Origin of the sequence: Nocardioides sp. 1609 (assembly GCF_004522105.1) — a bacterium.
Lineage (GTDB): Bacteria > Actinomycetota > Actinomycetes > Propionibacteriales > Nocardioidaceae > Nocardioides.
This window is the reverse complement of record NZ_SPUJ01000001.1, coordinates 733,671-752,219: the sequence shown is the minus strand read 5'-3', so window position 1 is coordinate 752,219 and position 18,549 is coordinate 733,671. Positions and strand designations below refer to the sequence as shown.

The following is an 18,549-nucleotide window of genomic DNA, read 5'->3' as shown; positions in this document are numbered from 1 at the left end:
GGGCGCTTCCGATGCCATGGGAAGGAAAGCCCGCAGCGGCTGCGGTCCTTGCCATCGCATCGACCGAAGGTTACGGTCTGGATTCCTCGTCGCGCTGCACTGCGAGACGTACGCGTCAACGATGATTCTCGGGAGTCGCTGGTGCTTTTCCCCCTGCATACGTCTGGCTGGGAGCTCGAACCGTTTGCGGACATGTCTGCGGCGTTCGTCTTCTTTCACTCTCCGGTTCGGCTGGTTGTCCTCGACCGGCTCACTTGGTTCGTGCTCGAATTATGTGACGGACGGTCCGAGGAAGAGATCGCCGAGCGCGTCATGGCCCTGCGCGCGGGCGCCCGTGGCGCAGGCGCTGGCACGGAGGGGCGCGCGATTGTCGCTGATCGGCTGGCGACGCTCCGTGCTCGCGGGCTGTTGGCGAGTGCCGCGTGAGGGCCGCTTACTCCGACGCTGCGCTCGACCTGGTTGCGAGTGTCGAGACCTACCTGACCAGTGGTCTCTTCGGCGATAATTCGAGCGTCGCGGGCAACGCAGCCGCCTATTACCGTGGTGCTGCTCGCGCATGTGCCCTTACTGTCGACCTTGACCCCGCCTTAGTGGAGGAGGTCGATCACCCGGTTCTCGAGAGTCTGCGTCGGGCTTACGTGGACGAGGCATTGCGAGACTGCATGGGCGGCCGTGACGCCGCCGGCGGGGCCGCGCTGACGTCCTACCTGGCACTGCGCGACCGCGTGTTGGGCGAAAGCCTGATCGAGTCGGGGAGCGGTCGTGCCGGAGTGCCCGGCTTCCTGTCGCGCGACGAGGCGCCCTGGCTCAACGACCTCCTCGTACGCCGGTTCGACGAAACGACCACTATCGACGGGGCCCGCGTCGGCGTGACCCCGGTTGAGTTGACCCCCGAGCTCGAAGGGGCGCGGTCGCGGTCGTTGAACCTGGCTCGTCGTTCGGTTCCACGCCTGGCGGCCGATGTCTTTGGCGGGGTCCGTCACGTCGTCCTTTACCGGGCCGATCAGCCCTACAGCGGTTACACCAACGCTGCGCCGTTGTTCATCTTCCTTGGTGCCGCGACCTTCGAGCGTGAGCACTTCGCGGCCGAGTTGCTCCTGCACGAGAGTCTTCACCAGAAGCTCAATGACATCAGCGTGGTCCGATCGCTCTTCCGTCCTGGTTACGACGACGCGAAGAGCGTGACGGTCACAGTGCCGTGGTCATTCGGTCGAGCCCGCACCCGTCACTTCGCGGCCGACCGCACGTTTGCTGCCTTTCACGTCTACAGCCACCAGGCCCTGCTCTACATCGGCATGGCCGCTACGGCTGGCACCACGGAGGAGGCAGACCTCGCACTCCGCAACGTCGTGCTCTCGTGGGCTCGAGCCGCTCACTTTGCGCGGGCGGTCCGCGGTGACATCCAGGTCGAGTTCGGGCCCGATGGTCGGCGCCTCGCTGGCTGGTTGACCCGTGCAGTCGACGACATGGGCGAGTTTGGGCTGCCCGACGGCACGCGGCTACGTGACCACCGCGAGGAATTCGCGGGCGTCTAGCACGCGGGTTGCCCCCTTGATCGTCCCCCGCGCCGCAGGGGTTTAGTTGCCGAGAGGAGGTATTTCCATGAGCAACATCGCTGAGCTTGAGGCGTCGCTGCAGGACCTGTTCGAAACATTCGACATGTCCGACATCGACCACAACGCCGACCTGGACCTGGTCGACGGTGAGGTTCGTGAGATCCGCACGGATCTCACGGTACTTGCCGCGTCCCGCCCGTCCGGCAACTGATCGGTGGGGCCCGACCACAGTCGTCCTGGGGTCGGGCCCTTCCCTAACCACGAGAGGGCACGATGCCCACCACCACGACCGTGTCCCCACTGGTCACCGGCCCCGGCGCCGACCTTCTCGCTCAACTCGCCGATGTCCCATCACCTGCGCTCGTATACGACCTCGACGGGCTCCGCCGGTCGGTCGAGCTACTTCTGACCGACGTCAGCACGGTGGAGGGCGCCGAGCTCAATCTGGCGCTCAAGGCGTGCCACACGCCGGCCGTGCTCCGATTCCTGGCCGATCTCGGTGTCGGCGCGGATGTCGCATCAACCGGTGAGCTGCGGCTCGCACGCGAGGCCGGTTTCGGGCGATTCACCGCTACGGGGCCGTCCTTCACCGGGGACGACCTCGACGAGCTCGCAGACAGCGGAATCGTGCTTGACGCATCTTCGCCCGACCAGTTGAGCGAGATCTGCGCGGCGCGTCCGGGATCCAATGTGGGCCTGCGTCTGCGGGTGCCTCTTCCCGCCAGCATCGAGGACGGCCGGACAACGTTCGGTCACGGCAGCCGATTCGGTGCCCTCGCCACCGACCCGCGCATCGGCGCCGTCCTAACTGCGAATGGGTGTCGGCTCACCCGTTTGCACACCCACACCGGGCAGATGACCCCGCTGCATCTGCGCTACAAGTTGCGTTACCTGCTTGCCGTCGCCGAGGTCTATCTCGACGTCACCGACATTGACCTGGGCGGTGGCTTCTTTAGCCTGTACGCAGACCGAAAGCAGGCTCTCGATGCCTGGACCGAAGTCGCTGCTGCGCTCGACGCCTTCACTGAGCGCACTGGTCGGGTTATCCGGATTCAGCTCGAGCCCGGAGGTGCGGTCTTGGCCGCCCACGGCTACCTCGTCACCACGGTTCGTTCGGTCGAGATAGGTCACGGTCACTTTGACGCCGACGTGGTCACGGTCGACTGCTCCGCCTGGAACCTCGCACCGTGGCACAAGCCCCAGGTGGTTCCGTTGACTCCGGAGGCGCCTGAGGAGAGGTTGCGGGCGACCTTGATCGCGGGCAACACCCTCTACGAGAACGACTTCTTCGGAACCGATGTCCTCGGTCGTCGTTCGACCTTTGCGTTGCCCGAGATGGCGGCAGGTGACCGTCTTCTGTTGACTAACGCTGGGGCTTACACGATTACTAATGCGCGGGTTTTCAACCGTCTTCCATTGCCCGATCAATACGTTGCGCGAGCTGGCGCGGTCGAGCGGATCTCTTGATCGCGGCGATGTCCCTCATCACAGCGCCGACGCGCGGTCTTGGGCTTGAGCGCGATCTCTTGGTGGAGATGGCTCTTGCGGCCGCGGGCCAGGACTCTGACGATCACGCCGATTGGCTCCGGCTCGCTGACGAGACTCACGCCGTCGTCGCCGACCACAACGATTCAGAGCGTGAACTTGATCGGGCCGCCGACCAGATGCGCCGACTCCTTCTTCGCCGTGGGCATCGGATCGAGGATGATTTTCTGCGTTCGCCCGACCTGACCCGCCCCCGCGTTCTGCCCGGAGGGTCCGTCCTCCAGCACAGCTACGAGCGCAACCTTCCCTCAGTGCAGCTCGAGGAACGGCTCGCCCACCGCGGTGACCTTCCGAGCGGTTGGACGCGACGCACCCTCGCCATGAGCAGTGGCATGGCTGGGCTCGTCCACGTCGTGCAGACGTTGAGCTACCTGCTCGGCCGCGCCGACCGACCGCTCCGGCTCGACTTCTGGGGCGACTACTTCGAGACCGACATCATGCTTGAGTACCTCTCCGGGCCTGGCATGGTGCCGCGCAAACTGGTCGCCGGGACTGGGCCGGTCGCTGGCGACGAGGCGGTCGACGTCGTGCTCGTCGAGCCCGTCCGCTACAGCTGGACCCTCGATGCGGTGGACCCCCGCAACCTCGTCACGCAGTGGCTAAGGGGGCCCAACCGTCCGCCCGTCATCGTCCTTGACACCACGTTGACCTCACCTGCGTGGCCCACCGCCGGGGTCCTCGCGGCCCTCGCAGCCTCAGGTGCCGCGCCTCTGGTGATCGAGGTGCGGTCCGGGCTCAAGTTAGACCAGCAGGGTCTCGAGGTCGCCAACCTCGGTGTCGTCGACATTTTCAGCCACGAGACATCTGCGGCGCCGAACCTGACGGCGCACACGTTCGTAAAGGCCCTGGAGCTGGCTCGTGGTACCGCCGGAGCATGCCTGAGTGCCTCGGCGCTCGCCAGCCTGGACGCTCCGTTCCTTCTCGACGAGCGCTGGACTCGGAGGCACGCCGGGGCGGTCTACCACCACAACGCGCGCCTCGCCGACCGGCTCAGCTCTGCATCCGGCGCACTCTTCGACACCATTGCTCACCCCGCACTGAGCGGCTCCGGGCACGCACCCTTCGTCGTTCTAGGTCTGGCCGAAGACGACCTCGACAACCACGGCTTCCTGCTGGGCGTGGTCCGCCACGAGGTCGTGCAACGCGGTTTGTTGGCCACCCACGGTTCGAGCTTCGGTTTCCGGGGGCCGCGGTTCGAGACCATTATTCCCCGACTCTCGGAAGGCAACGGATTGTTCAAGGTGGCAGCAGGATCGCGCGGCGGGCCCTCACTGGCGGGACTCGAGGACCTCCTCGTTGAGCTCGCCGCCTTCGGGTCGATGCGCCTGCTGCGCTCGGCGTACGACGGCGTGACTCCGGTGCGGCTGCCGTGAGCGACGTCGACGCTGGGGAGGCACTCCGCCGCCTCATGGCGGGTCACAGCCGCACAGAGAAGCGTTCACTCGTCCTATACGCACTGCTGTCGTCCATCAGCGCAATTGGTGCCGCTAGCCAGCCATGGTTGATCGGCCAGATTCTGGAGGCGGCGCTCGAGTCCGGCACCGCGCGACTAACCTGGCTGGTCTCGGCCATGGCTGTGGTCATCGGCGTCGGCATCGCATGCAATGTTTCGCGGCATGTCGTGGCCGAAAGGGTGAAGCTGCGCCTGGCTGCTGACCTGCGGGTCCGCGTCGGAGCGAAGGCAGCGCGCGCGGCGAGCGATGTCGCCGGACACACCTCGCCCGCGCACGTCGCTACCGTCGCGTCCTCCGACGTTGAGAGGGTCTCGAGCTATCCCGTCGCCCGAATCCGGCTGCTGTCATCTGTGCTTGGGATGGCAGTAGTGGTCGCCTACATGATGACGATCTCACCCCTACTAGCGGTCCTGGTGGTGGTCGGTGTCCCGGCATTCATCTGGTTGACCGCTCGGATTGCAGAGCCCTTAGAGGAGCGTCAGGATAAGCACCGAGATTCTCTCGGTACTGTGACCGCGCTGAGCGCCGACATCAGCCAGGGTTTGCGTATCCTGCGAGGTCTTCGAGCTGAGGGCGTCGCCCGAGCCCGACTTGATATTGCTTCCCGGGCGACCGAGGTCGCCGGCGTCCGGGTCGCGCGTATCGAGGCCCTGCTCCTTGTCTCGGGCCAGCTCCTACCGGGGCTCTTCCTCACGCTCTTGATCTGGGTAAGCAGCCATCTCGCGGCCAGCGGCCAGCTGTCAGCTGCCAGCCTGGTGACCGTCTACGCGGCGTCTGGCTACCTCTTTCTACCGATCTCGGCGGCGGTCGACTTCCTCGGCACTCGCAGCGGCGCGCGAGTAGCCGCCCGACGTACGGTGCAGGTGCTCGACGCGCCCGTCTCGGGGTGGGCTGGCTCATTAGCACCGATTCCGTCCGCAGCCGTCCTGACCGACACGGTCACCGGAATCCGCATACAACCGGGAGGACTCAGCGTGGTCGTTTCAGGTGAGCCGGAATCACTTGCCCGCCGCCTGACGGCGTTGTCGTTAGAGTCCGGACGCCTGGACGATACGGCGTTGCGCGACTTCGATCTTGCAGCCCTGCGTGCTTCTCTGCGCTACCAGGGAGCCCGCTCAACGATGTTCTCCGGGACCGTGCGTGAGCTGCTTGATCCGCGGGGCTCTCACGCCGACGCTGAACTTGAAGACGTGCTCCGGGTTGCAGGGGCTGATGACGTCGTGGCGCGACTCGACGGCGGGCTCGACGCTCAGGTCTACGCCGACGGACGCAGCGTGTCAGGCGGTCAGAGGCAGCGCCTCGCCCTGGCTCGTGCGCTGTTGGGTGGTCCGTCGTACCTGGTCCTAGTCGAACCCACCACTGCCTTGGACGCGGCGACCGAAGTCAAGGTCGCCGCCCGGGTTGCGGAGTATCGGAAGGGCCGCACAACCGTTGTCTTCGCCCGCGGGGGAGCTTTCCGGGCAGTTGCCGACCATCAGATCAATGTCGACGACGATGCGGCCGCCGACCAGGTCGTTGCAGGAGGCCGCAATGAGTGAGCCCCACCACCTGCTGCCCATCGCCGGACCCGACGCCGTCCGACGTCGCGCGGCAGCCCTGGTCCGACAGTTCCGCGGTCGGCTGGTTGCCGTCGTCGCGGTGCACGCGGTAGCGGTGCTCTGCGGTCTCCTGCCGCCAGCGCTCCTAGGACTCATCGTTGACAGGATTTCTGCCGGCCGCGGGGTCGAGTTGCCGGTCGTGGTCGCGTTGATCGCCGCTGCGCTGGTGCTTAGCGCCGGTCTCGCGTTCACCGCGACAACCTGGGCCTTCGCCCTCGGCGAACGGGTCTTCGCCATCCTTCGGATGGACTTCTCCGCTGCACTTCTCGACCTGCCCGTGCGGCAGGTCGAGGCTGTCGACCCCGGAGACGTTTTGTCCCGTTCCACCTCTGACATGGATGCCATCTCAGAGATAGTGCGCACCGGGGTCCCCGAGACCCTGGTCGGCACTGTGTCAGTCACCATGACGGTCGCGTTCGCGTTTGTCCTTGACCCTCTCGTCGCTCTCGGGTGCTTAGTCGGGACGCCCTTCATCGTGATCTCGACGCGCTGGTACGTGCGTCGGGCCACGACGGCATACGCCGGCCAGCTCTCGAGCCGAGCTGCCGCGGCCGGAGCAATCTCCGAGACGGTTCGTGGCCACGAGGTCGTTGAATCACATGACCTGGGTGCTGCGCGCGAGGAGGTCGTACGTCGAAGCATCGCCCGGGCGCTCGACAAGGCTGGCGTTCCCATCTGGCTTGAGCAGCGGTGGTTCCCTGTCGTTCAGCTTGGCTACAACTTGCCAGTGCTGGTGGTCTTGGCCTGGGGTGCCTACCTGGTTCGCTCAGACCAAACCACCATTGGGGCCGTCGCAGCCATCGCTCTCTATATGCGTTCTGTCCTCACCCCGCTCGATGACCTTATCTACTGGTTTGGCGAGTCCCAGTCCGCGACCGCCGCGATGGGACGGATCCTGGGAGTCACCGAAGCCGGTGGCGACGACGTTCGCGCAGCGAAGACGCTGGATCCCGCACACGCCGTGGAGCTCGACCATGTCTCGTTCGCCTACGGGACGTCCGGCGACGCACTGACAGACCTCGACCTAACCGTTCGCCGGGGAGAAAGGGTCTGTGTTGTAGGCGCCTCGGGAGCTGGTAAGACGACGTTGTCGATGTTGCTGGCAGGTGTGCTTTCGCCACGCGCCGGGGCGGTGCGCGTCAGTGGACGGGTAGTCCTGGTGGCGCAGGAGGACCACATTTTCCACGGCAGCCTTCGGGACAACCTGACCCTGGCCCGACCCGAGGCTGACGACGGCGCACTGTGGCGCGCTCTTGAGCACGCCGGCGCCGATGGGTGGGTGCGCAACCTCGACGGCGGTCTAAATATCGCGCTCGGCGGTGACGCACATGACCCGACCCCCGCCCAGGCTCGTCAACTCGCCCTCGCGCGGCTTTTCCTGCATGAGCCCGAGGTGTTGCTGCTCGACGAGGCCACCGCGGGTTTGACTGAGGCGGAGACCAAACAGTTCGAGACCGCCCTCGCCGTGGCGCTACCCGGGAGCACAGTCATCCAGGTCGCCCACGATCTGTGGGCCGCCGAGTTGGCCGACACGGTCGTTGTTATCGACGAGGGGCGTCTCGTCGAGTCAGGCACACACCGGGCGCTGCTCGCGCAAGCTGGCCCATACTCAGCACTCCACCGCGCATGGCGCGCCGCTGACGAGCATCTGGGACGTATGCGGTGAGGACCGCACGGCAACCTATGCTCGCCGTCGCACCCGGCGTGGTCCGGGTCGAGAATGGCGCCGGTGGTGACGATCTCTATTGGCCCACCGAGGGTCGGCGGATCACCGTAGGAGCCGCAATGATGCGAGTTCTCGCCCAGTTCGCTGTCCCTGATTCTGTCGAGGCCGTCGTACGTCGCGTCGCTGGTCAGGACCCAGGCGCAGGCAAGACCTTGCGCCATGCGATCGCCGCCCTAGTCGAGTCGGGGGTGCTCTGCGAGGCCGCGCCAGTGCAGCCTCCGGCGGTGAGCCAGCGGACCGGGATGTTCGGGGCTCCGGTCACCGACCTGGCATCGGCACTCCGCAGTGGCGCTGACTTCGTAGTCGTCGGGGCGCCCTACGACCACGGTGCGTCCTACCGGCCCGGATCGCGGTTCGGTCCTGAGGCGCTGCGCCGCGTCAGTACGACGGTTCACCGGCTCGACGACGACCTGCGTGGCAGTTACGACATCGAGCAGGGCCGACGCCTGATGGAGAATGTCGGTGTCCTCGATATCGGCGATCTCTTAGGCACCTTGGGCGACCTGGGCCGAGACGTGCTCGACGCCCTTGAGGACACCGTCGCGGCGCTCGCCGCCGCTGGCGCCACCCCAATGGTGCTGGGCGGTGACCACTCGATCACCCTCCGGGTCGTCGACGGGCTAACCCGCCACCACGAACAAGTTGGCGTCCTGCACCTCGACGCTCATTACGACCACGGGGCGGTCCGCACAGGTCCGCGCGACGCGGTGCACCACGGCAACTTTCTCGACTGGGTGGTGGGCAACCCGCGAGTCGCATGCCTCGCGCAGTTCGGCATCCGTCAGCTGGTGCCTGACCCGCCCGAGGCCAGCGCGACCGTGCTGCGCTGGCCGGGCCGCTCCGCCCTCAGCATCCCACCGGCTGAGATCGTTGCGGCCCTGCCGCCCGACTTGGTTTGGCACATAAGTCTTGACGTTGACGTCCTCGACCCGACCGTGATGCCCAGTACCGGCACCGTTCTGCCCGGCGGGTGGACGTACAACGAGACGGTCGACCTGCTCGGGGGCCTCGCCGATCTCCTTCCGATCGTAGGAGTTGACGTCGTCGAGCTCTTGCCGGGCCCCGATGAAGCCCCCGCCATCACGATCTCGGCGCTACTGCTGCGCCTGATGGATCGCATCGCCAGAAGCAATCTGTCCGCATGACGTTTCTCGAGGAGGAAGCAATCACTGTGTCCAGCTCTATGTCCGGCCCGGTCTCCGCCCCAGGTGCCCCGGCCCTTGAAATCCGCGAACTTACCCAGGCAGACGTTGAAGAGTGGGCCGACCTGCTGCGTCGGGTCAACGCCACCGACCCTCGCGTCGTCGCCTGGGCACCCGAGGTGCTCCACACGCGGTTTTCGAACGACTTCGGGGTCGATGGCCCATCTAGCCTGGCCGGGGCCTGGCTCGACGGTGCGCTAATCGGATACGCCCGGGTGCGCCAGGACGGCGGCGCCGAGTCGCGCCTGCTACGGCTCGCTGGCACCGTCGATCCCGCTGTGCGACGCCAAGGAATCGGGACCAGACTCCTGCGATGGTCGATGGGCACCGTGTACAAGTGGACCCGCGTGCTCGGGCCGATCGACGTTATCGTCGACGCGGCAGCCGCTGAGGAGGACTTGCGGGCAATCCTGGAACAGCTGTCCTTCCGCGAAGCCTCAACCTTCGCCGAGATGAGCCGCACCGTATCCGCCGACACGATCCCAACCGCTACGCGAGGCTTGGTGGTCGTGCCATTCAGGGCGGAGGAGCACGAGGCCGCGGCCCTCGACGTCCACCGGAGCGCACGCGGTGAAGGGGCCGACAGTGAATTCTTGACGGTCCTGGCCAAGCAGACCTTTCGCCCAGAGCTATCGCGGGTCGCCCTCGACCCCGACTCTGGCGCAGTGATTGGCTACTTGCTTGTGGTTCACGCCCCAGGGGACACCCAGGGTTGGGTCGACGCAATCGGTGTGCGCCGCAGCGAGCGCGGCCGTGACGTGACTGCGCAACTTATCGTTTCGGCGCTTGTCGGGCTCTGCGAGGACGGCCTGACCTCAGCGGGAATGGGGTTCATGATCGACGCGACGGCCGAGCAAGATCTGGCGGTCTGCGCGAGCCTTGGGTTCGAGATGACGCTGAGCTGGACCCGGTTTGTGCGCTCCGTTGAACCGCAGGTCGAGTCCGCGGTCTCGATCTCAGTAACCCCGGTCGCCGAGTTGTCCGGGGCGGAGCTCGACGACGTGGCCGCTTGGGTTGCACCGAGGAACGGCCCGCGACAGACGTATGTTGGCTACTTGGGCACCTACGCGCCGCAGGTTAGGGCCGAGCTCGACGCTCTGTCGCCCGGTGCAGTGGTGGCGCAACTCCACTATGGCGGGCATCGGATGGCGATGATGATCGGAGAGTGGGACCCTGAATCGAGCCGCGCCTGGCTTCACGGCCCTTGGGCTGCGGCCGATGAGGTCGCCGACGCTGTGTTCGCCGCTCTCGAGCCTTACCTGCCCGCGGCGAAGAACGAGTGGGAGGTGTTCTGCGACCGGAGCAACCGGATGGTAACCGGCTTCGCCGAACGTCACGGTTTGCTCCCCGACGGCGCTTTCGACATTTTGCAGGTGGCGCGTGGCGGCCAGTTGCCGACGCCGGTAAACACCGTTACGCGCTACGACGAAGCTCACTTCGCCGCGTTCGAGAAACTGCACTACAACGCTCATCCCGACACCCACCTGACGGCAGAGCGCATCGTTACCGAGGGCGTTCCTCTCTGGCTTGGTTTTTACGATGGTGAGGTGCGCGGTTACATCACCATTCGTCGGTCGGCCGGGGAGTCGATCGCACGTATCGAGCACATGTCGACGGCGCCCTCCCTAGCCGAGGGAGCTCGCACACAGCTCAAGACGGATCTCCTCGCCTCGGCCCTGAGCCAGATCTTCGACGAGCCCGAGATCAATCAGGTCGAGATCACAACACGAACAGTTACGAGTGATCCAGCCGCTGCTGCCGTCGGCTTCCAGTTGATTCGCCAGATGGGCCTCTATCGCACCGTGCCGCGTCTGACGACCCATGTATCGAGCGATTGAGCCCTGCCTGCGGCGTGTGCAACCCAAGATGGCTCCGTCAGTTTGCCTTCGACCGTGGGATCCGTGGACGGGATCGCGAACAGCACACAAGGGCCGCTGCTGGCACCGAAAGCCCGCTGTGCTCACTGGTCAAGGCTTGACCGCCAGGCCCGGGCTTCATGCGCGCCGTACGTCACCCGGGGCACCGGCACTGGTCGGGTAGTCCGTCGTCAACCAGTCCACCAGAGCGGCGCACGGAATGACTTGTGCATCAGCAAGAGGCGGATGGACGCACCGCCGGGCGTCTGTCTTGGGCGCAGCCAGAGCACCGTTGGAGTCGGTGTGCCCTTGGCTGACCACCCTCGTGCGCAGCCGCGCTCAGCCGTTGAGGTCCGGGGTCGAGGGTCTAGATGCTGCTCCGGCGTCGGTCAGGGCAACAACGCAGTTGCGGCCTCGGCGAGACGTGTTCGTGCGTGGACGGCCTGGGCATCGGATCAGGCCGCATCCCTCGCCTGTTGAAGTCAGGGATGCTCTGCCGCCGATCACATCCCTCGGGATGGGCGCCCACCCGGGCGCGGTGTCCGGTAACTCCTCCACACTGCGAGTCTCCTCGGGGTTATGGAACCGCCCAGTGTGATGAGCCCGTGGTGATGTAGCCGCCACCGCCACCGGCGGCGAGAAGACCTCCGACTCGGGTCAGGGCTAGGGGCGCTGTTTGGTTTGGTGTTGGCTCGAGCCGAAGTAGAAACCGGTCGCTGCACCAAAGAGCCCGGCAACGACTGAGAGCATCGACTGAACGAACATCGTGCGTGCCTCGAAGGTTGTTCCGTGAGTGGCCGGCGTTGTCACAACGGTCTGGGTGGATGCGATGACGGCAGGGGTGCTGGTGGGGGCAGTCGAGGGAGTTTGCGACGGCCCGACGGTGTCCGAGCCTCCGGGATTGCGCTCATTTGATGCAGGTATGGCGTGAGGTGTCGATGGGGTTGTCGGTGCCCCCGGGGATTTAGCGATGAGCAAGAACCCGAGCAGGACTATCGCTGACAGCAGCGCGAGCAGCCCGATCGCCAATATCGCGCGGACGCGGTCGCGCGCTGCCTCGATGCCTACAGTGGTGGGGGTGTCGAGGTCGGTGATGGGGTCGCCTGTGAGCTCAACGACTCGATAGCCGTTGCTGGTGCGACCGGGGCCTGTCGACCCGGCGGCGTTATCGATGGAGGCGGGGTCGATTGGATTCTCGGGGTCTGGCTGGTCAGCGGCCACGGGAACGGCCGGTGCGATAGTGGTTTGGGGTCCCAACTAGTTCGCGGTCGTTCTCGCCGGCGCGCTGAAGGATCAGCTTGGTGCCGCGATCCTGCTCTTCCTGGAGAAACTTCTGCGTGGCGAGTGCTTGTCGCAGCAGTTCTGTCATGCTGATGCCCTGCTCCTCCGCGCGCCGCTTCATGTCCTCGACGATCTCCTCGGCAAGGTTTGCGGAGATCTTCACGATTGCCATGGTTGGTGCCTTTCGTCTTGTTGAGCCGGCGAGTCCTCGACAGGAGTAACCGGCTGGTCTGCGTCGGGTGTGCAGTGCGATTTCGATGCTCCAGCCCGGCGGAATGTGTGGGGGTAACGGGTGGGGTGATGTCGGTGACCGGAGGTCTGACGTCAACTCTCAGGAGTGCTGGTCTGGTGTCGCGACGGTGCCCTGCTCGTTTCGAGCCGTCCCGACCGCTTGCTGCACGGCGCTCTCTGCAGGGCGCCGACATTCGGATCGTAAGGCATCCTGCTCCTTCTGTCCATACGGGACACGCCACGAACGCATACGCAAAGTGTTCTAAGCCCGCCTGTTGCACTCCAACGATTCACATTCTATGCTCTCGAATGGAGAAGGGGGAGAACGGTGCGCGACCTAAGACGCAGTGCAGCCGGGTTCGTAGGATGCTTCCCCGACATGGTTCTTGACCGTGGTGCCTTCGGGCGCTCGATGTCGCACCTCTCAGGCGGCTCCCACGTTCAGCAGCTCAGTTCGTTCGCCTTGTCGATGCTCAACCACCCTCCCGTCAACTGCCGTTTGATGCCGTTCGTGCAGGCCATGCTCGTGAGCGCCGCAGAATCCATGGGCATCGTCCGCAACGACGCCGAGGAACTCGCCGCTGACGTCTTGACCAAACTCACTGAGCTTCTGCCGCTCGCTGGTTTTGTTGTCGCCATCGGAGCGCCGCGCTCGCGTAGGAACGTCAACCTCCTGCAACGCCATGACAAAGTCATCGGATCAATTCACCGCGGCCTCGAGCAAGAAGGTGCGCACCCGATCGGACCCCGAGAGCACGCACGGGGCGACCAAGAACACTCCACTGCCAGTCAATGGAAAGGGCACCTGCGCCAGGACTGCGACTCGCTCGTCACGCATGATGCGCTCATCGTCATCGCCGGCGCGTCGACCGGACTGGGCGAGTCTGTCGAAGTCGCTCGTAGTCTGAGCGTCCCCGTCGTTGTTGTCGAGCTCATCGAACCCCACCCCGATTACCTTGATGACCCTGGACGATGGAGAGTCGCGCCCACGCCATGTCGCCTTGAAGCGGACGGTGATGTCATCCAGGCCACCGTGCGCGAACAACAACCGGCGGCCGGGATCGCCGACGACGACACCCCGCGGGTCGCACTGGACGCAGTGGCAACGCTGCGCGACCACGCGCGCACCATTCGCGATCGTCAACGTTCACGACTCCGCACCGTAGGCGCATCGCACTCCTACCGCACGCACCTCCTCAGCAGTCCGACCATCGCTGATGCGTCACCGCAACTCGTCCGTCAACTCTCCGAACCATTGCGGTTCGCGGCGATGAGCCAGGTCGAGGTCGCCAGGGCCGCATCGGTCCTCGCTCGCCTCTCTCGGGAAGACTTCGCAATCTGGTCCCGAATGCCAGAGACGACTCGCGGCGGGTTCGACCAGTTCGTTGACATCATCGGACTTACCTCAACCCACGATCAGGGGATGGTGCTGCGAGCCGCACAGAACGAGATGCTGATCTCGGCTGGCGACGCTCGCTCCCACCGGCCAACCGATTGGACAGACCCAAGTAGCTGGGATCAAGTTTGGTCTGCTGTTCGTGGGTCCCTGTGATCCCCTGTAAACGCGTACTGCGCGAACTGCCGTCAGGTGCGCCCACCCATCCTCCCGACCTCGACTCCATCGTCGCAGACCTCGGTATCGAACTGCGTTACATCAAATCCCGGGCCGGATTCAACGGGGCCACAGACCTCAGCGGGCCTCGCCCAGTCGTCGAGCTCGGGTGGGTCCCAGCCTCGCGGAGTCGTTCCGTGTTGCCCTGGGAACCGGGCGTCCGGCTCGCCGACCTGCAACCCCATCAGTACGACGCTCGCACTCGCTTCACTTTGGCTCATGAGATCGGGCATGTTCTAGTCCATCGGCTGGCGGCTCATTCCGATGCTCCGTCTCGTCTAGACCGTGCGGCCCTGGAACGCGCATGCGACGCTGTTGCCGCTGAACTCCTGATGCCAACTGACTGGTTCCTTTCGCAGATCGACCACGATCCGACCATCGCGAACCTGCGTCGTGTGTCGATGCGAGCCGGCGTCTCAATCTCGGCAGCCCTGATTCGAGCGCGTGGCCTGCGCCTAGGCGTCGCTGCCGTGTTTCTCGCGCAGACAGCCGATAAGGACTGGAGGGTCCGCCGCGTATACGGCATTAACGTGCGTAACGCGTTCGAACGAGATTGCGCCGACCATGCGGCCCTGACCGCAGCGCCCCTCAAGTCAATCAATACCTGGCAGATGCCGTTCAGTTGTGGCCAACACGTTCACGTCCTTCGAGGTGAGCTGCGGCGCACCTTTTTGAGCGCCGTCATGGTGGGGGCGACGATCGACGGGCATCGGGTCCCAGCACCCACGACATGGCGGTGCGCACCAAGTAAGCCCCGACACCGCTAACAGACACTAGAAGATTGCCGCGACCAAACCACGGAGCTTGTTTCGCAACTAGTCCTGCCAGATTGGCGCCGAGGACGGGATTCGACGGAGGTCGAGAGGATCGGAGTTCTTCCCGGCCTGTACAACCCGCTCAGCGGCTTCGGTGTCGAGGCATCCTGTCTGCACGAGTTCGGACAGGAGTGCAGACATCTGTGCCCGGTTCTCTCGAGCCCATCTTGCAACCCAGACGTCCTGCCAGTCGGATGGGGTTTGAACGTCTTCGGAGTCACCGTCCTCAGTGACGAAGACCAGTTCGAAGCGGCGGGTGTTCTGACCGCCTGACGCGTTTCTCGGTGGCGTTGAGTGTGTGTCTGTCGTGAACCCTGTTGGGTCCTGATCCGGATCTCGAGATTCGATCCACTGCCAGGTGGGTCGGCCGAGTCGTACGCGGATGGGATCGCGGGTCACGCCCGACCGAGTGAGGTCGAAGTAGCTGGATACCTCATGGAGAGACCGAATGTGTTTTGCATGCTCTTCGGTGACCTCGACAACAGCGCGGATGACGGCGGGGCCGGTCCCGCCGCCGTCATCGTGGGCGTAGTGCGACACTGTGAGCTCGAGGTCCTGAAATGAAATCTGTTCGACGGTAATATCGTCCGACTCGTGGAGATCTACTTCGTATCGTTTGCGGTCCGAGTTGCCATTGTGAGTCGAACTCCAATTTCCGACATTCCACGTGGACCCGTCGTCGGCCTTGATTGATCGAGCGTTCAGGTCGTTCTCGACGGCTTCTTGTAGTGCTAAGGGTGTAAAGAAGTCGATTGAGATAGAACGCAATTTGCTTCCTGTGGCCCGGGAGACACGCCCTTCTTGCTCTTCTAGTTCGAACTCTCGAAACTCACCGGCAAGTCGTAGTTTCATGTGAGTCCTCCTCCAGTTGTGCTGCGATTGTTGATGGATGCGGTCCACGTCGGTGGGGCCCGTGGTAACGGTATCGGCCACTGCCGACATGTGGCCCGCACGTGGTTCAGGAGAGGGAAGTCGACGTGACTTGAGTAGGGAAGGGGGCAGCGAGTTCGCATGCCGCCGAGCGCTGCCACCTTCAAGTCGGCGGTGGGCTCGAAGGATCGTTGACTGGGGTCTTGTCGGAGCAGGCGAGGAGTGACATCGCGACGAGCCAAGCCAACCGGGGCCTGTGCCGATCCGCTGCTCGATGAACTGGCAAGGCCGAAAATTCGACGTCGCCCGTTGCAGGGAGGACCGCAGTCGAGTGCTCCAAATTTCAGTCACTCCCAGGTCGGGGACCGCGACCGCGCGATGGCGGCCTGTCCGAGCCGGCATTGGCGACCCAGGTGCGGGTGTGTCGAGCCGTTCCGAGTCGCTGCGTGTCTCAATCGAGACGTCAACGTCCCTGGCTCGACGAGGCGCGGCCGCTGGGAAAGCGGCAGTAGGCACTAGCGAAACCTCTTGACCGTCGCGAGACGATAGGCGCGTGAATTCTACTCTTGCCAACGAGCCGCCGTTCGCCCTGGACGGCGCCGTCACCGCCGCGAAGGTCAGGGAGCTCATTGACGTGCAGACCGAGCTCAAGTGGCTCGACTACAAGAGCGAATGCGACCTCAATAACACCTACGATCGCGTCGAGTTCGCCAAGGATTCGGGTGCCATGTGCATTGCCGGCGGATACCGACTGGTCGGTGTTGACAATGGCGGCGCCGTAGTCGGCCTCACAACGGGTGCAGCGGCGCAGTTTGACGAGGCAAACCTTCGAGGCAAACTCGATAAGTACCTCGGTCATGGTTACGACGTTCGTTCTGCCGTGCACGCCGTCGACGTTGGCAACGGGCCGAGGAAGGTCGCGATCGTCTGGATCGCTCCTCACCCGGAGGGACACAACGTCTTCAAGATCAACGGTGACTACACCGACAAGAATGGCAAGCAGCAGGCCGCGTTCCGGGTCGGCGAGGTGTACGCACGCCACGGCAGCAAGAGCGAGCCATGGACGCAGGCCGACGTCACCGAATCCAACCGGAACCGCGACGCGCGGGCACGTGATGCTTGGCGCGCGGAGATGGCTGAGGAGTTCCAGAAGGCGCTCCACGCTGCTACCTCAGCCGCGGCTGTCACCGCGAAGCCGGCCGCCGCCTACACCCGGAACCTCGACGAGTCAGCGTTTGAGGCGGCCACTACCGAACTGCTCCGGCGCGACGACGACGTCCCGGTCCGCACGATGTTCCGGTCTGTGCAGGCCGAAGTCCGACGCCTGGTCGGCACCCCGCTTGGCCGTCTTCGCGACGTTGCCGGGTCCGATCGTTCTGCTGAGGCCACCGTCGCGTCCGACGAGCTGGCCTCAGCCCTGGGGCGGATTACGACAGTCGCTGCATTGGCGCTGGAACTCGAACGGCCGAAGTACTTCTCTATGGCCTGCCAGGCTCTCGCCGAGCTATACGGTTGGAGTCTCCAGGATGGGGCTGTGCGGACCTCAGCGCACGGGCTTGTCCCAATCCTATGGCTGAGGATTGCGGAGCGGCTCTATGCGGTGGGTGGTCTGGCTGTCCGGCTCCGACGGTGGAGCGCCGTGCGCGAGCTTGCCCTTCTTGACGTCCCCGGACTCGGCGGTCCCGGTGAACGCACGTGGCACCGTGACGCACTGACTCAGTCCAGCCGGGCCGATCTGTTCCGAGTGACGAAACCGGACGGTAGCCGCTACGAAGGTTCCCTTCTGATGTTCGCTCGTGGTGTCGCCGCAGGTAGCGCCCCACTCCACCCCGACCTCCCCGAGCCAACAGCCAGGGGCGCCGAGGACCCGCTGCTGTCCAGCATCTGCGCGTTCGATCTCCTACTCGCCATCGTGGCTGGCACAAACGTCGACGCAGCAAGCACTCGCAGTCTCTTTGCCGTCAGCTATCCCAACTTCACCCGGTTCGAGGGGCGCTACGACATCATGGTCTCGCAGCTCCTCACTGACCCAGCCATGCGCCAAGCACTTCTCGAGGCCGCACCGGACCAAGTCCTGGCTCGCGTTTTGGCCCTTGTCGAGGCCGCAGCTTCTGAGGAGTCGAAGGACTTCTGGGGCTGGGAGGGCTACCGCGACCAGAACGTGAAAGCGTTCATCACGAAGTACACGACCTGACGGTTCTGCCTGGCTGGGCAGGTCATTAGCCGGCGGCCAGGGCGTGGTCGCTGATTGGTCCGCGGTGGACAGGTGGTGAGCTGTACCCGCGTCATCGCGCGGAGAGCGGAGCCGTGATGTAGATCCGGCCGACCACGTCGGTCGCCTCAATGGACTTGGTGCTTGCCCTCCCACCCACCCTGACCCTGTCGGCTTACAGGCGAGGCTGGTCGTCGGCTGGCTGCCTGTTCATCGAGTTGAGGGCGACGTCCAGGGTTCGTGCGTTGCTGGGGACTGGGTTCGCGCGGGAGCAGGGTCGGACGGCTTCTGTCATGGGACGTGCTCATTGAGTCTGGTCGGGTCCGCGTCTACCGCCCCATCGCAGACGGTGGATCGTTGTCGCTCGGTCCGGTCACGGCTCTCATCGGCCCGAACAACGTCGGCAAGAGTGTTCTGCCATGAGCCACTTTGATGGGTCATGTCGGTGGGGGATGGGTCGTAGACAACTTGAGGCAGGGCCGCCCCACCCCGAACGGTTTGCGGTAAATCTCGCAGAGATGGCTGTCGTCAAGGGGCGGCAAGCCATGAGGTTGAAGGCTCTGCTCATGCGTGAAGTTACCAGGTGTGTGC

General features: G+C 64.9%; 14 protein-coding genes. 11 read left to right on the top strand and 3 right to left on the bottom strand.

Annotated elements, in window-relative coordinates; translation table 11 throughout:
• The first annotated feature begins 141 nt into the window (after positions 1-141).
• From E4623_RS03470 to E4623_RS03435, 9 genes are all read left to right on the top strand, one after another.
• Entirely contained in the window at positions 142-426 is a 285-nt protein-coding gene (locus E4623_RS03470) for a hypothetical protein (protein ID WP_134765085.1), read from the top strand.
• The gene (locus tag E4623_RS03465; protein WP_134765084.1) at positions 423-1,535 is read left to right on the top strand and encodes a hypothetical protein; all 1,113 of its coding nucleotides are present in this window, start codon (positions 423-425) and stop codon (positions 1,533-1,535) included. Before E4623_RS03470 ends, E4623_RS03465 begins: the two co-directional genes overlap by 4 nt.
• A 67-nt stretch (positions 1,536-1,602) precedes the next feature.
• The gene (locus E4623_RS22460) at positions 1,603-1,767 is read left to right on the top strand and encodes a hypothetical protein (RefSeq protein WP_167736448.1); all 165 of its coding nucleotides are present in this window, start codon (positions 1,603-1,605) and stop codon (positions 1,765-1,767) included.
• Positions 1,768-1,829: 62 nt separating this feature from the next.
• Positions 1,830-3,023 (top strand): hypothetical protein, encoded by a 1,194-nt coding sequence (locus tag E4623_RS03460; protein ID WP_134765083.1) that lies wholly within the window; start codon positions 1,830-1,832, stop codon positions 3,021-3,023.
• A gap of 8 nt (positions 3,024-3,031) precedes the next feature.
• Positions 3,032-4,474 (top strand): hypothetical protein, encoded by a 1,443-nt coding sequence (locus E4623_RS03455; protein WP_134765082.1) that lies wholly within the window; start codon positions 3,032-3,034, stop codon positions 4,472-4,474.
• Positions 4,471-6,093, top strand: coding sequence for an ABC transporter ATP-binding protein (locus E4623_RS03450; RefSeq protein ID WP_134765081.1), 1,623 nt, complete (start codon positions 4,471-4,473; stop codon positions 6,091-6,093). The genes E4623_RS03455 and E4623_RS03450 overlap by 4 nt, the downstream gene beginning before the upstream one ends.
• On the top strand, positions 6,086-7,819 hold the full coding sequence (locus E4623_RS03445; protein ID WP_167736447.1) for an ABC transporter ATP-binding protein: 1,734 nt from the start codon (positions 6,086-6,088) through the stop codon (positions 7,817-7,819). Before E4623_RS03450 ends, E4623_RS03445 begins: the two co-directional genes overlap by 8 nt.
• A gap of 284 nt (positions 7,820-8,103) precedes the next feature.
• Positions 8,104-9,024: an arginase family protein gene (locus tag E4623_RS03440; RefSeq protein ID WP_167736446.1), complete on the top strand. Its 921-nt coding sequence runs from the start codon at positions 8,104-8,106 to the stop codon at positions 9,022-9,024.
• On the top strand, positions 9,021-10,919 hold the full coding sequence (locus tag E4623_RS03435) for a GNAT family N-acetyltransferase (RefSeq protein WP_134765078.1): 1,899 nt from the start codon (positions 9,021-9,023) through the stop codon (positions 10,917-10,919). The genes E4623_RS03440 and E4623_RS03435 overlap by 4 nt, the downstream gene beginning before the upstream one ends.
• Before the next feature lie 681 nt (positions 10,920-11,600).
• On the opposite strand, the gene E4623_RS03430 is transcribed toward E4623_RS03435, so the two are convergent.
• Both E4623_RS03430 and E4623_RS03425 read right to left on the bottom strand, forming a co-directional pair.
• The gene (locus E4623_RS03430; RefSeq protein WP_134765077.1) at positions 11,601-12,158 is read right to left on the bottom strand and encodes a hypothetical protein; all 558 of its coding nucleotides are present in this window, start codon (positions 12,156-12,158) and stop codon (positions 11,601-11,603) included.
• Entirely contained in the window at positions 12,148-12,381 is a 234-nt protein-coding gene (locus tag E4623_RS03425) for a CopG family transcriptional regulator (RefSeq protein WP_167736445.1), read from the bottom strand. Before E4623_RS03425 ends, E4623_RS03430 begins: the two co-directional genes overlap by 11 nt.
• Before the next feature lie 447 nt (positions 12,382-12,828).
• Here E4623_RS03425 and E4623_RS03420 point away from each other — a divergent pair, with 447 nt between their 5' ends.
• A complete protein-coding gene (locus E4623_RS03420; RefSeq protein WP_134765075.1) occupies positions 12,829-14,001 on the top strand; it encodes a hypothetical protein in 1,173 nt (390 codons plus the stop codon).
• 875 nt (positions 14,002-14,876) lie between these two features.
• Here the strand turns inward: E4623_RS03420 and E4623_RS03410 are convergent.
• The gene (locus E4623_RS03410; RefSeq protein ID WP_134765074.1) at positions 14,877-15,728 is read right to left on the bottom strand and encodes a hypothetical protein; all 852 of its coding nucleotides are present in this window, start codon (positions 15,726-15,728) and stop codon (positions 14,877-14,879) included.
• 571 nt (positions 15,729-16,299) lie between these two features.
• Here E4623_RS03410 and E4623_RS03405 point away from each other — a divergent pair.
• Positions 16,300-17,940 (top strand): hypothetical protein, encoded by a 1,641-nt coding sequence (locus E4623_RS03405; RefSeq protein WP_134765073.1) that lies wholly within the window; start codon positions 16,300-16,302, stop codon positions 17,938-17,940.
• Positions 17,941-18,549 lie beyond the last annotated feature (609 nt).

Bases quoted from the DNA above. Each gene is read 5' to 3' on its own strand.
- E4623_RS03455 (WP_134765082.1), top strand. From the start codon at position 3,032: ATGTCCCTCATCACAGCGCCGACGCGCGGTCTTGGGCTTGAGCGCGAT.
- E4623_RS22460 (WP_167736448.1), top strand. From the start codon at position 1,603: ATGAGCAACATCGCTGAGCTTGAGGCGTCGCTGCAGGACCTGTTCGAA.
- E4623_RS03435 (WP_134765078.1), top strand. From the start codon at position 9,021: ATGACGTTTCTCGAGGAGGAAGCAATCACTGTGTCCAGCTCTATGTCC.
- E4623_RS03460 (WP_134765083.1), top strand. From the start codon at position 1,830: ATGCCCACCACCACGACCGTGTCCCCACTGGTCACCGGCCCCGGCGCC.
- E4623_RS03410 (WP_134765074.1), bottom strand. From the start codon at position 15,728: ATGAAACTACGACTTGCCGGTGAGTTTCGAGAGTTCGAACTAGAAGAG.
- E4623_RS03445 (WP_167736447.1), top strand. From the start codon at position 6,086: ATGAGTGAGCCCCACCACCTGCTGCCCATCGCCGGACCCGACGCCGTC.
- E4623_RS03420 (WP_134765075.1), top strand. From the start codon at position 12,829: ATGGTTCTTGACCGTGGTGCCTTCGGGCGCTCGATGTCGCACCTCTCA.